The 13,253-nt window shown below is 71.2% G+C and carries 13 protein-coding genes; 2 read left to right on the top strand and 11 right to left on the bottom strand.

The features are described from left to right. Positions 1 to 62: 62 nt before the first annotated feature. The 11 genes from QSK10_RS14480 to QSK10_RS14430 form a co-directional block, all read right to left on the bottom strand. Positions 63 to 1,118: an alpha/beta fold hydrolase gene (locus tag QSK10_RS14480; RefSeq protein WP_285663307.1), complete on the bottom strand. Its 1,056-nt coding sequence runs from the start codon at positions 1,116 to 1,118 to the stop codon at positions 63 to 65. 12 nt (positions 1,119 to 1,130) lie between these two features. Next, positions 1,131 to 2,348, bottom strand: a complete 1,218-nt coding sequence (locus QSK10_RS14475) for an esterase/lipase family protein (RefSeq protein ID WP_285663306.1) — start codon at positions 2,346 to 2,348, stop codon at positions 1,131 to 1,133. Between the two features lie 72 nt (positions 2,349 to 2,420). After that, positions 2,421 to 3,263 (bottom strand): alpha/beta hydrolase, encoded by an 843-nt coding sequence (locus QSK10_RS14470; RefSeq protein ID WP_285663305.1) that lies wholly within the window; start codon positions 3,261 to 3,263, stop codon positions 2,421 to 2,423. Then, the gene (locus QSK10_RS14465) at positions 3,260 to 4,006 is read right to left on the bottom strand and encodes a 3-hydroxybutyrate dehydrogenase (protein WP_285663304.1); all 747 of its coding nucleotides are present in this window, start codon (positions 4,004 to 4,006) and stop codon (positions 3,260 to 3,262) included. Before QSK10_RS14465 ends, QSK10_RS14470 begins: the two co-directional genes overlap by 4 nt. Continuing rightward, complete coding sequence (locus tag QSK10_RS14460; RefSeq protein ID WP_285663303.1) at positions 4,003 to 4,617, bottom strand: TetR/AcrR family transcriptional regulator; 615 nt, start codon at positions 4,615 to 4,617, stop codon at positions 4,003 to 4,005. The genes QSK10_RS14465 and QSK10_RS14460 overlap by 4 nt, the downstream gene beginning before the upstream one ends. After that, positions 4,614 to 6,038, bottom strand: coding sequence for a class I adenylate-forming enzyme family protein (locus QSK10_RS14455; RefSeq protein WP_285663302.1), 1,425 nt, complete (start codon positions 6,036 to 6,038; stop codon positions 4,614 to 4,616). Before QSK10_RS14455 ends, QSK10_RS14460 begins: the two co-directional genes overlap by 4 nt. A gap of 166 nt (positions 6,039 to 6,204) precedes the next feature. Next, positions 6,205 to 6,882 carry a YdcF family protein gene (locus QSK10_RS14450; protein WP_285663301.1) on the bottom strand — a complete coding sequence of 226 codons (678 nt, stop codon included), beginning with the start codon at positions 6,880 to 6,882 and terminating at the stop codon, positions 6,205 to 6,207. Between the two features lie 17 nt (positions 6,883 to 6,899). Further along, on the bottom strand, positions 6,900 to 7,376 hold the full coding sequence (locus QSK10_RS14445) for an NUDIX domain-containing protein (protein WP_285663300.1): 477 nt from the start codon (positions 7,374 to 7,376) through the stop codon (positions 6,900 to 6,902). Between the two features lie 106 nt (positions 7,377 to 7,482). Further along, on the bottom strand, positions 7,483 to 7,902 hold the full coding sequence (locus tag QSK10_RS14440) for a hypothetical protein (RefSeq protein WP_285663299.1): 420 nt from the start codon (positions 7,900 to 7,902) through the stop codon (positions 7,483 to 7,485). Positions 7,903 to 8,072: 170 nt separating this feature from the next. Then, entirely contained in the window at positions 8,073 to 9,044 is a 972-nt protein-coding gene (locus tag QSK10_RS14435; protein ID WP_285663298.1) for a hypothetical protein, read from the bottom strand. Positions 9,045 to 9,049: 5 nt separating this feature from the next. Then, on the bottom strand, positions 9,050 to 9,505 hold the full coding sequence (locus tag QSK10_RS14430) for a hypothetical protein (RefSeq protein ID WP_285663297.1): 456 nt from the start codon (positions 9,503 to 9,505) through the stop codon (positions 9,050 to 9,052). Positions 9,506 to 9,645: 140 nt separating this feature from the next. Here QSK10_RS14430 and QSK10_RS14425 point away from each other — a divergent pair, with 140 nt between their 5' ends. After that, positions 9,646 to 10,194, top strand: coding sequence for a hypothetical protein (locus QSK10_RS14425; protein WP_285663296.1), 549 nt, complete (start codon positions 9,646 to 9,648; stop codon positions 10,192 to 10,194). A 125-nt stretch (positions 10,195 to 10,319) separates the two neighbouring features. Next, complete coding sequence (locus QSK10_RS14420) at positions 10,320 to 13,241, top strand: AfsR/SARP family transcriptional regulator (protein WP_285663295.1); 2,922 nt, start codon at positions 10,320 to 10,322, stop codon at positions 13,239 to 13,241. Positions 13,242 to 13,253 lie beyond the last annotated feature (12 nt).

Below are 13,253 nucleotides of genomic sequence, written 5' to 3'. Positions count from 1 at the left end.
ACTTTTCGCGGTAAAGCACAAGCCCCCTGTGGACGGACGCGTCCACAGGGGGCTCATACGCCTCAGGGCCGGGGCAGGTGCTCCAGCAGGGCCTCCCGGAAGCGTTCGGGCTGGTCGAGGTGCGGTCCGTGCCCGGCGTCGTCGATGGCGACCTCGCGATAGGCGCCGCCGGCCTTGGCGTAGCCGTCCAGGACCGCGCGGGTCTGGGCGACCATCGGCTGGGGCGGGAACACGTCCTCACCCGGCCAGCCCGGGATCGCGCCGATCTGCCCCAGGTACCCGAAGTCGTAGAGGGAGGTGTCGGAGACGATCACGTCGTCGCTGCCGCGAATCCACAGCACCGGCGGCTTGGGGTCCACATCGGACAGGTCGGCGATGCGGAAATGCGTGGGCGCCATGGTGTTCAGCACGCCCCGCTCGCCCGGTCCCACGCCCGGCCAGGCCTCGACCGTCGCGGCGGTGCCCGGGTAGTGGTCGTCGCCCACGCGGGTCGACAGCATCGATGCGACGTAGACGTCGAGCTCATCGGGGGTGAAGGGCGGCTTGACGTAGTGGGCCAGCAGGACCTGGCGTGGTGACAGCGGTGAGTCCTCGCCACGGTCGCCGTCGCCGAGGCGGGCGACGAAGTCGGGGTTGGCCGTCCCGCCGCCCGAGCCCGCACCCGAGGGGTCGCAGAGTTCGCCGTCGAGGCCGCGGGTGCCGCCGAATCCGAACGGGGACACCGGGTTGACCAGCGTCAGCGAGGCCACGGTGTGGGGTGCGTCCACGAGGTGCTGGAGGCACACGCCGCCGCCCATGCTCCAGCCGACCAGGTGGACCGGAGGCAGGCCGAGGGTCTCGATGAGCGCGGCGAGGTCGTCGGAGTAGTCCGACAGGCCGCGCGTGGCGTCCACCGGCTCCGGGTCGCTGTCACCGAAGCCGCGCAGATCGAGGGCGATGGGCCGATACGCGGCGGGGAGGGCGAGCATCGTCGGCTGCCAGAACAGTGATGACGACACGTTGCCGTGCACGAACAGCACGACCGGTCCGCTATCGCGGCCGTCGACTTCGAGCAGGTTGACCGCCAGGCGGCCGGTGGTGACCTTTCGCGCGGTCACGCCGGGAAGCAGGGTTTCCATGTGTTCTCCTCGCTATCCCAGCCAGGCCGCGACCTGGGCCTCGACACTTGAGTGCCAGCCGAGCTGCAGGTGGTTGGCCGTGGCCACGGTCGCCGTGCCGCTCACCGTCGCGACACCCACTGTGGACAGCGCGCTGGAGATGAACACCACGCCGTCGCTGGGGCCGCGGTTCTCGTTGAAGATGCCCACGACGGTGGGCGCGCCACCGGCGAGCAGGTAGGTCTGCACCGTGGCCGGGACGCCGGCCTGCTGGATGCGCGCGATGAGCGATCCGGCGTCGATGGCGGCCTGGATGCCCGGTCCCTTGGTGTAGAAGCCCTGGCCGCCGTAGTAGGTGGTGTACCAGTCCTGCTGGGTCTGGTCGATGCCGTAGGCGCCGTCGAAGCGGGCGAGCATCTGGCGCTGGCCGGGGTAGTTGTCGAAGCCGCCGGTGGGCACGAAGGAGAATTCCGGGTGGTAGGTGTACTGCCCGTAGCAGGTCATGTAGGTGTGCGGGGCCGGTGAGTTGACCGCGCCGCCGCACTCCGGCCAGATCGACAGGTCGTGGGCGTAGCCGTGGGCGAAGGGGTAGTCGTAGCCGCCGTTGGGGCCGCCGAGGGTGATGAGCTTGCGGACGTCCCCGGCATATGAGCGGCCCCACGTGGGCTTGACCGAGGAGGCGTACATGCGCGCCGACATCATGCCCTTGCTCCAGCCCACCACGTCCACACTGGACACACCGAGGCGGGCCTTGATGATGGCGATGGCGTCGCCGACCTCCTGGGCCTGCATCAGGTTGTCGCCCTCCTTGTGGGCGAAACCGATGGCGAAGACGCGGCGGCCGCTGCCCGACAGGTACTGCATCATCCCGGTGTTCGGGCACGACATCGCGCCGCAGCCGAAGCCGCCGCCCTCACCGGGGTTGGCCCAGGCGCGGTCGGGATTGTCGTTGGCGCCGTGGACGAGCAGGACCGGGACGGTCTTGGGATTGGTGTTCCAGCCGGGCGCGTAGTACATCAGGAACCGCCCGGAGTGCGGCTTGGCGACACCGCCGAAGAAGGTCTTGCGCTGCCCGTCCTGGTCACCGCGACCATCAGGCGGATAGCTCTCCTGGACGAAACCCGGTGTGGTGTCGAGGAAGCGCTCCACGCGCTCCCAGCCGTTGGCGACGCTCGTGTAGGTCGCCTCCTGGGTGAGGTAGGACGGGACGGCCGCCGAGGCGGCGGTGGGGACGGCGAGCAGCCCGGTCACGGCAATGGCTGCCGCCGCGAGTGCGGTGAGGAGTCGTCGGCGAGGGGACGGGGTCATGGCGAGGGGCCCTTCTCAGTCGGCGGCGAGCTCGGCGGCGACCGCTGGGGCGCCGGTCTCGCCGAGCAGGATCGTGTAGTGGTTGGTGCCGGGCAGCGTGCGGACCGGCATGCGCGCCGCGATGGGCGCGGGGTCGGGGTAGAGCGCGGGCGGGGCGCCGAGCATGCCGGCCTCGGCGCGCAGGAAGACCGCGTCGTGGCGCAGCCGCTCCCAGGCGCCGGAGAGCGCGTCCCCGTCGTACATGTCGATGGAGTCGCCGCGGACGGCTTCGGCCGAGACCTTGCTGCGCAGCTGTGGGGCCTCACCGGTGAGGTCGTAGTCCACATAGGCCTCGACGTCGGGTCCCCACTCGGCCAGCGCCGGGTGCTTCCGCCAGAAGTCGCGATAGGCCTCTGTGGACTCAAAGCGCATCGACAGGCGCGTCACGGCGGGCCCGATCACCGCCGCCAGGCGCTCCTCAGGGGTGCCGGGCGGTGCCGGGAGCGGCGGCCCGCCGTCGACGAGGACGAGACGGCTGACGCGTTCGGGGTGCCGGTCGGCCAGGACGAGGGAGACGAAGCCGCCCATGGAGTGCCCGGCCACCGTGACGCGGTCGTGGCCGAGGGCGTCGAGGACGGCCGCCAGGTCGTCGCCGTGGCGGGCCATCCCGTACGGGCCGGGCAGGCGCCCGCTGTCACCGCGTCCACGCAGGTCGGGGGCGATGAGGGTGCCGGTGAAGTGCCCGGCGACGCTCGCCCAGGACAGGTGGGAGGCGGTGACGCCGTGGACGGCCAGGACCACCGGTCCCGGCCCGTTGCTCCATACGCCGACGGCGAGGTCGCCGCCGGGGACGGTCACGTTCACGCGCTGATAGCTCATCGGGCCGTCCATCCGCCGTCGAGGGTCAGGGAGGTGCCGTTGATGAAGGACGCCTGCGGTGAGCAGAGGTAGCCGACGGCGGCGGCCACCTCCGACGGTTCGATCAGGCGCTTGATGGCCGGTTCGGTGAGCATGATCCGCTCGATGACCTCGCTCTCGGGAATCTGGTGCACGCGCGCCTGATCGGCGATCTGGCGCTCCACCAGGGGCGTGCGCACATAGGCCGGGCAGACGGTGTTGGAGGTGACCCCACGCGGCCCGCCCTCCAGTCCGAGCACTTTGGACAGTCCCTCGACGGCGTGCTTGGCGGTGACATAGGCGCTCTTGAACGCCGAGGCCCGCTGTCCGTGCACCGAGGAGATGTGCACGATCCGCCCGAATCCGCGCTCGTACATCCCCGGCAGCAGGCCCCGGATGAGCAGGAACGGCGACTCCACCATCAGCGTCATCATCAGCCGGAACATCTCCGGCGGAAAGTCCTCCACCGGCGCCACATGCTGGATCCCGGCGTTGTTGACGAACACATCGGCGTCCAGCGCCAGTGCCGAGACCGCATCGGTATCGCTCAGGTCGACGACATGCGCGTCCCCACCGAGCTCGTGCGCGATCTTCTCCACCGCCGCGTCACGGTCGAGCAGGACGACACGCGCACCCGCCTCGGCCAAATGCGCCGCACATGCCGCACCGATGCCCGACGCGGCACCGGTGACCACGGCGGTCCGTCCATTGAGGTCGAAGCTCACTGCTCCACTCCCAGGATCCGGGCGACCACCGTCGCCGTCTCGGCCAGCACCCGGTCGGGCACCGGCTTCCCCTCGTTCCACAGCACCCACCGCATCCCCGTCATCTCGCCGAGCCCCATCAGCGCCCACGCCATCGCCTCCGGCTCCCCCGGCGGCAACTGCCCCGCCTCCATCGCCGCCCGCAACCGGACCGTGTAACCCGACACGATCCGGTCGTAGTGCCGCCGAAGGCGGTCCGGCGCCACGATCTCGGCCTGCCGCATGATCCGGTACAGCCCCGGATGCTCCACGACGAAGGCGAAGTAGGCGCCGAAGCCGAGCAGCTCGGCGTCCAGATGACTCACACCTCGCCCGGCCGCCTCGCTCATCGTGCGCCGCACCTGGTGATTGAGGTCGTCGACGAGCTCGTCGAAGAGCTCCTTCTTGCCGGGGAAGTAGATGTAGAACGTGCCCTGCGCGACCCCGGCCTCCTCGGTGATCCGCACGATCGAGGCCTCGTGATAGCCCTGCTCGGCGAAGACCCGCTCGGCGGCGGCCAGAATCCGCCCACGCGTCGCCGCACCCTTCGCCCCCAGCGGGCGACGCCCGTCCGCGGTCGTCTCGGCGCTCATGATCGCCCCTCCGTCAGCTCACGCAGCGCCTCGCGCCACACCTTGCCCGCGCCGGTGCGCGGCAACCGATCCAGCACACGCACACGCGCCGGGACCTTGAACGTCGCCAGCCGCTCACGGCAGTACGCCCGCAGCTCAACCGGGTCCGGCGTGGCGTTTGGAGCCGCCTCCACGAAAGCGATCCCGGCCCGCCCCCACCGCTCATCGGGCACATCGATGATGGCCGCGGCGGCCACGTCCGGATGCGCGGTCAGCACCCGCACCACCTCGGCCGGCGCGACGTTCTCACCACCGGAGACGTACACGTCGTCCAGGCGGCCGAGGATCCGGTACCAGCCGCGCTCATCGCGCTCGGCCAGATCACCCGTCCGCAGCGGACCCGTGCGGGCCGGGCGGCCCCAGTACCCGGCGGACACGCCGTCACCGGTGACGACCAGCTCGCCGCGCCCGGGTCCGGTCACCGGCTCGCCGTCGTCTTCGAGACTCGCCTGGACGCCCGGGTAGGGCAGGCCGCACCAGCCCGCCGATTCGTCCACATCGGACGGCGGCACGCACAGCACGTTCGGCCCGGCCTCGGTCAGCCCGTACCCCTGACACAGCGGCACTCCCCGCGCCAGCCACGCGTCCAGCACCCGCGGCGGCAGCTCCTCACCACCCGAGATCGCCAGCCGCAGCGACCCCAGGTCCGCACCGGCGAACCCGTCCGCGTCGGCCATCGCGCGGTACTGCGTGGGGACGCCCATGACGACGGTGACGCCGTGCTCGGCGATCGCATCGAGGGCGTCCTGCGGGCCGAAGTCGGGCAGCACGACCAGGCTGGCGCCGCGCTCCAGCGCCAGCAGCGGCAGCACCGTCCATCCGGCGACATGGAACTGCGGGAGAAGCTGCAGGACGACGTCGCGCGTGGTGATCGCCGCGATGCCGTCCAGCGCCTTGTTGGTGGCCGCGCAGTTGCGCGCCGAGAGCGCCACCCCGCGCGGATGCCCGGTGGACCCGGACGTGTAGGTCAGCAGCACCGGCCGGTCGGCATCGGTGGCCGCCTCGGGCTCCGCGGCCGCCGGACCCGGCGTCATCGCCCGGCGCTCCGGCCGGTGCGTGGAGTGGAGCGCCGCCGCATCGGCGAGCGCGGCGTGCTCGGGATCGGCCAGCAGGACGGCCGGGCGGGCGTCGTCCAGCTGGCCTGCGAGCTCACGCGCACGCAGCCGATGCGACAGCGGGGTGAGGACCAGCCCGGAGCGCGCGCAGGCGTGGAACAGCGCGATCTGCTCGGCGCCCGTGCGGCACAACGTCGCCACCCGCGCACCGGCCGGCAAGCCGGCGAGGCTGCGCGACCACTCCGCCGCGCGGGCGTCGAGCTCGGCGCGGCTCCACCGGATCGGGCCGCAGACGACGGCCGCGCGTCCTGCCTCCGGTGTGCTCATCGGGCGTCCTCGTACTCGGCGGATATGAGAAGTGAATCAGGTGTCATATTGCTCGCCGGAGGGGCGGTGGTCAAGAGGTCGAGGTCGATCGGGCGCGCCGCCCACCGGGTCGGCACCGCCCCTCCCGCGTGACCATCGCGCCGACCGAGGCATCCCGGTGAGGCGGCTACCCGCGGAGAAGCTTGGCGTCGAAACCGGCCTCAACAAGCACGTCGAAGGCAGCCTGAACGTCCTGCGGGACGGCTTGCGCCACGGCGAACCCCGCGTCCGGGTACCGCAGGATCCGCTCGAAATCGCCGACCATCGACTCGATGACCTCACGCGGCCCTACATCGCCACGAGCCCGCATGACCTCGATGTAATCGCCCAACCCGCACTCGGCCGAGGCGCACCACGCGGTGACCTGCGGCCACTGGGCGGCACACGTCGCCCAGGCCCGCCGCTCCATATAGGGCATGCAGATCAAGGTCACCTCGGCGGGCACGATCCCCCGAACCGCCAGCAGCTCACGCGAGAAGACGATGTTCTGGCCCGTATTGGTCGCCCGGTCCTCGATCAGAATCGGCTCAGCCGGCACACCGAGCTCGACCAGACGCGCGGCGAACGCCTCGGCCTCTCCACGCGGAAACAACTCCCTCGTCCCGGGACTGGTCGCACCGGTCACCACCAACGCCGAGACCCTGCCCGCGTGATACAGCGAGGCGGCGGTGTCGGCAACGCCGATATCGTGGCAGCCGAGCACGATCCCCACTTCGGTCACCTTCACCGGATGCCGAAGCCGGTGGTAGTCCCACACGATCACGGCCGCGTCGTACACACCCCCGGCCAGGCCGAATCGGCTCATCAACCCCCCACAGTGCCTTAGCCGACGTACGGCGCGCCACCGGCGAGACCATGCGCGATCCGCACTCTCGCCGCTTCATGGACGTCGAGGCCGTCGAGCTCGGCGGGCGTGAACCACGCCGCCTCGGTGGCATCGTCGTCCGGTGCGAGCTCGCCGCCCACCGCGACGGCACGGCCGACGATCACGAACTCCTGGCGCACCTCACCGTCCCGGAAGGCGACAACGTGCCCCGGGTCGGAGTACACACCGACCAGTCCCGTCACCTCGACGTCGAGGCCGGTCTCCTCCCGAGCCTCGCGCACCATGGCGCCCCGAATCGACTCGCCGAGTTCCTGGCCGCCACCGGGCAGGCTCCAGCGTCCATTGTCGGACCGGCGAATCAGCAGGACGCGGTCGCGCTCGTCCCGGACGAACACGGCGACCGCCGGAACGAGGCTATTCGCCGCCGGAGCGTTCGGGTCGTTGTGGAAGTCGCGGCGTCGCGGAGTCGTCACCCGCCCACATTATCGGCCGGTTCCGGCTACATGCGTCCTCACATCCGGCCCGCGTAGGAGCCGTCCATCCCGCGGGCCCTATCGTGGCCATCTACGGCGCTGCGAATCAGTGTGCGAGCGCCCGCCGCAGTCCACGCCGGAACCGCCGTGATGCCCCGGCCAGACCGCCCAGCACGGACACTTCTCCCGCCGGGAGTTCGATCCGGCGGGCCAGTGCCAGCGCGACCGCGTAAGGACGCTCACCTCGGCCAAGCAGGTCGGCGGTCGCGGCCAGCACGATGAGCAGCGCCTCGCGGTCCGCGTTCGGATGCCGGGCGATCAGCCCCAGCAGACAGGCACCGTTCCATCCGGCGGCAGGCCGCCGGGCCAGCGAGCGCAGCAGCTCAGTGGAAAGGTCTGGTCGCTCAGCCAGGGCCCGCCAGACGAACGGGAAGTCGGCGGCGGCGAGGCGGGCCAGTTCCTCCGGTGGGGTGCCGGGAGCACGGGCCAGCTCAAGGTAGTCCTTCGGGCCGTGCAGAGTGCGCATGGAAGTGATCATCCCGCAGCCATCACGTCCAGCTTCGAAGCGGTGCGACCCTGGCGTCGCATGTCTCTGGGACAGACGGTGGACTGGAGCGCGCCACCAGCGCGGGGGGCGTCGTCTGGCCCCGACGCCCCGCTGGACCATCTTGGACGGTCCAGGTGATCGTGTGCGGCCTAGTCGAGGCCGGTGAGGTCGGTGCCGGAGTCGATGAGCTTGGGCTTGAGCGGCATGAAGATGCTGGACATGCCGCTCTTCTTGGCCTCACCGCGTACCAGGGTCACATTCTGGTAGGCCCTGTTCAGGCACTCGATGAACCGGTCCTCCACGCGCTCCAGGCCGGACGAGAGCTTCACCAGGGCCTCGGACATGTTCTTCACCACGCCGCCGGTGGTGTCGGCTCCCAGGGGGATGTCTCCGTCCTCGGGGGTGAACTTGTCGCCGACGGCGAAACCGCCTTTGACCACCTCGATTCCGGTGTTGATCACGGCTCCGGCGACCAAGGACATGCCGCCGGTGACGGGAGTGAGCGCGACCCCGGCCACCGAGATGACGGCACCCGTGATGGCCAGAGCCAGGCCGATGTCGGAGCCCTTGCAGTCTCCGCAGGCCTCCAGCGCGGTGATCGTCTGTTTGGCGAGTTTGTAGGCGTCGCTGCGGGCCGCGCCGTAGAGCTCGTGGATGTTCTCCATGTTCTTGACCAGCGCCTCGGCCAGCGACAGCTGATTCGCCGGGATGGAGCGTTCACCCGTCATGGGAGTGAGGAAGTTGTTGACGAAGTTGGTGGCGAGCGCGCCGTCCCAGCCGCCGTCGCCGAGCTGCTCCTTGGCCGTGTCGAGCATGCCCGTTCCGCCCGAGTGGAGTGCCTGCCACGACTTTCTCATCGACTCGGTCAGTGTCTCCAGCTGATCGAGATCGGGCTTGGTGAACGGCTCGAAAGCGGCCGGGATCCAGTCGTAGATGTGCGAGGCCTCGACCGAGTACCTCCACCCGTGCAGCAGGCGAGGGTCATACTTCTTCGTGTTCGGATGCCGCTCGTGCATCTCCTCCTCCCAGGACTCGCTCTCCTCGATCATCTTCTTCTTGGCGAGCGGGGGGATCTTTCTCGCTTCGGCCATGATCTGGTCGGCCGTGGGGTAGTCCGACATCGCGGTCACTTCCCTTCGACGGGCGAGACGTAGCCGCCGGGCCGCAGCGGGCTTCCCGGCGCGTAGTCACCGGTGGGCGGGTTCTGGCTGGGGTCGCTGGTGTCACGCTTGTCGGGGTTGTTCAGGTAGTTGTTCCGGAAGTCGGCCGCGGCGGCCGCGTCCTGCTTCCCGTACTCCGCGATCGCCTTGTTCAGCGCGGTCTGCGCGTCGAGGAGGTATTGCGCCGTGTCGGCGATGATCCATTGGAACTCGTTGCGGAGCGGCCCGAAGGCCGCCAGGACCCTGCCGCCGTCGAGGTGGCCCGAGGCGTTCTCACCTCGGCCGAAGGCGCCGATCTCGCCGTTGGACGTGCCGGCCACGCCCGCGTTCACGTCGGTGTACACCTTCGCCGCTCGCGGCAGGTACACGTTCGCCACCTGCCACAGCTTGAAGAGGTCACCACCGGTCACCTGTTCTCCCACTGAGTGCTCCTTCCATTTTGGATCCGGCGATCATAGGATGATCCTGTCATGGGATGACTGTCGCCGATAGAGTCCTCCAAAGTAGACGGTCATGTCCAGCCCGAGGGGCCTTGCGGCCTCACACGAAAACGGGGAAGAAGATGACCACCCTCAGCGAACGCCTGGAGAGCCTGGCGATACGGGTGACCTCACCCGACAACCGCATCCGCGCCACACTGCGGGCGGGACGCTCCATCGAGTGCGAGTTCCGTCCCGGCGCCTACGACGAGTACCGCCAGGGCGATCTCGAACATCAGCTCGGCCGCCTGGCGACCTTGGCTTGGACCGGCTATCAGCGCGGATACCAGCTGGCGGTGGCCGAGGCCACTGGCACCCGGCCCTCCGGCGAGCAGCAGAGCTGGGACCCCAACCGGCGCCGCTACCGCGAGGCCCTCGACGCCTCACAGCACGAGGGCATCTCCCCCGAGCGCTGGATCCGCGTCCGCTGCACCGGCATGAGCCACTGGACGGTCGACCTGCGCACCGGCTACCACGCGGCCCTCCCCGAGCCCCGCTTCCTCACCGAGCTCTCCAGCGCCGCCGGCGAGATCATCCGCGACAGGCGTCTACGCGCCGCGCGGCTCAAGGACGAGCACTACGGCCTCGACATCCCCGCCGAGCTGCGGGCACGGTTCGCGCGGGCCCGCTAAGGCACCGCCGGTGAGAGAACCCGGCTCCCTCACCGGCGGAACCCCCTGGGCGCAGGCAGGGGCCGAGATTTCGCCCTCGATCACCCATGGCGATACCCTGTCCGCTCCCGCCCAAGGAGCACGTTTTGCGCATCCGGCTCATCGGCCCCGTCGAGATCCACGCCGAGGACCGCGTCATCGCCGTCGCCGCGCCCAAGCGGGCCTGCGTCCTGGCCGCGCTGGCCGAGCGGCCCGGCGAGCCCGTCGCACAGACCGACCTGCTCACCCGGGTGTGGGGCGACGGGCTCCCGGATTCCGCCTTGGGGACGCTGTACAGCTACATCACCCGCCTGCGCGCCGATCTGGCCGCAGCCGGGCTGGGCATCGCCCGCGCCGGAGTGCACGGGTACGTCCTGGAGGCCGCGCCCGAGGACGTCGACCTGCACGCCGTGCGTGCGCTGGCCGCCCGCGCGACCGGGCTGGACGCCGTCCGCGCGCTGCCGCTGTGGCGGGAGGCCTGCGAGCGGGCCGAGGGTGAGCTCATCGCGGGTGTGCCCGGGGAGTGGGCCGATCGGCTCCGGACCGCCTTTCGCGGTGAGCGGCTGAATCTGCGCTGCGAGCGATACGCCTCCGAGCTCGCTGCCGGCAACCACGCGCTGGTGCTGCCCGAACTGGAGGCACTCGCCGCCGAGGAGCCGTTCGCCGAGGTGGTGGCCGAGCTGCTGATGCTGGCGCTGTACCGATGCGGGCGCGCCGCCGACGCGCTGCGGGTCTTCGAGGCCACGCGGGTGCGGCTGCGGGACGCGCTCGGCGCCGATCCCTCGCCGGGGCTGCGCGAGGCGCACCGGCGCGTCCTCGGCCAGGATCCCGTGCTGGACGCGTCGGGGCAGCGCGCGCCGAACACCCTCCCGGCGGCGGTGCGCGGCTTCACCGGCCGCGATGCCGAACTGTCCGCTCTGGACAGTGTGGACAGCGGTCTCGTGGTGGTGTCGGGAACGGCGGGCAGCGGCAAGACCGCCCTCGCGGTCCACTGGGGACACTCGCGTGTGGACTTCCCCGGCGGACGCCACTACGTCAACCTTCTCGGGTACGGGGTCGGCGAGCCGGTCTCCCCTGGTGAGGCGCTCCAGCGGCTGCTGACGGCCATGGGCCGCGACGCGTCCCGGATACCGGCCGACACCGAGGCCGCCACATCCCTGTTCCGCGAGCTCACCTCCCGCGAGCGGACCCTGGTCGTGCTGGACAACGCGCGCCACGCCGCGCAGGTGCGCCCGCTCCTGCCCGGCGACGGGAGCCTGGCGGTGGTCACCAGCCGCGACCGGCTGCCCGGGCTGGTCGCCCTCGACGGCGCCGTCCCGGTCACCGTCGGCACCCTCAGCCCCCGGGAATCGCGACGGTTGCTGCGTAGCGTCCTCGGCTGCGATGACGTCCCGGAACTGGCGCGGCTGGCCGAGCTGTGCGGGCACCTGCCGCTGGCCCTGCGGATCGCCGCGGCCAACGTCCTGACCGGCGAGCTCGGGCTCGCCGCATACGTGGCCGAGCTGGAATCCGGCGACCGTCTCGACGGCCTGGCCGTCGAGGAGGATCCGGCCGCGGCGGTCGCCACCGCGCTCGGGCACTCCGTGACCGCCCTGGACACCGGCGCACGTGAGCTCTACCTGCGGCTGGGCGTCCTGCCCGGCGAGGACTTCGGGCGTGGTCTGCTGGAGGACGTCGGTGGCAAGGCCGCCATCGAGCGCCTCGTCGCCGCGCACCTGCTGGAGGAGTACCAGGAGAACCGCTACCGGATGCACGACCTGGTGCGCCTCTACGCCCGGCGCGCCTCGGCGGCGATGAGCGCCCACGACCGCTTCGGTGCCGTGGAGTCCTTCGTGGACTGGCATCACCGCCACGTCCACGTCTCCGACTCCCTCGACGAGGTCAATGTCATCGCCGCCGCGAGCGACATCGGCGACCACCCTTTCCCGTGGCGGATGCTGACTCGCCTCGGGCACGCCTTCAACCACTACCGCCACATCGACGCCGGCCGCGAGGCCGTGGCCGCCGCCCGCCGCCGCGCCGTCGCCGAAAACGACGACGCCGGCTCGTTCCTCATGCTGAACCTGCTCGGCCTCGCCGCCCGCACCGAAGGCGATACCGAGGCGCTGCTGGCGATCCGGCAGAAGCTCTACTCCAACCGTGCCGGGCGCAGGCCGCAGATCATCGCCATGGTCACCGGCAACCTCGGCATGGCCTACCACGACGCCGACTTCCGCCGGGCGGCCGAACTCCTCGCCGAGGCCACCGGCATCGCCCTGACCGAGCGCAACGCCGTCCAGGCGGTCAACTTCGGCTCCTCGGCCTCGGTGACCCTCATCCGCCTCGGCCGCTTCACCGAGGGCGAACACTGGCTGGACACAGTGGAGGCTGAACTGGACGGCGACCTCAATGCCGACCAGCGCGCCGAGCTGCGCATGTTCCGCGCCACCGGACTGCGCTACCGGCGCCGCCACGCCGACGCGCTACGGGCCGTCGAGGACGGCCTGGCGATCGCCGCCGGAACCGAGGTCAGCCAGCGGATGCAGGTGCACCTGCGCGCCAACCGCGCGGCGGCCTTGTCGGGCCTCGGCCGCTTCGATGACGCGCTCGCGGCCGCCGAGGAGGCCATCGCGCTCGCCGAGGACCACGGGATGCGCCTCCAGGACCTCCACCGGCACCGCGCCGCCGCCCACGCCGGACTCGGCGACCATCACGCCGCGCTGCGGGCCCTCGCCCTGGCAGACGAGCACGGCACGCACAGCCGCTACCCCACCAACATGGCCGCGCTCGGGCTGCTGGAGGCGTCCATTCGAGGCGCGATGGGCGACCACGCCGCCGCGCTGCCGCTGGCGGCCAGGGCCGCCGAGGTCTACGGCTCTGTCCACTGCCCATTGTGGCGGGCCGATGCGTTGCAGGTGCTCGCGGCGGCCCAGCGTGGTGCCGGGGACGCCGAGGCGTCCGGGCGCTCGGAGCGCGAGGCGGCGGCACTGGTCGCCGGGTTCGACGACCCGGGATATCTGCTGCTGCCGCGTGGGTGGGTCGTCAACTAGGTCCGGTCGCGC

Source organism: Actinorhabdospora filicis (assembly GCF_030269765.1).
Taxonomy (GTDB): Bacteria; Actinomycetota; Actinomycetes; order Mycobacteriales; family Micromonosporaceae; genus Actinorhabdospora; species Actinorhabdospora filicis.
This window is presented reverse-complemented; position numbering and strand designations above follow the sequence as displayed.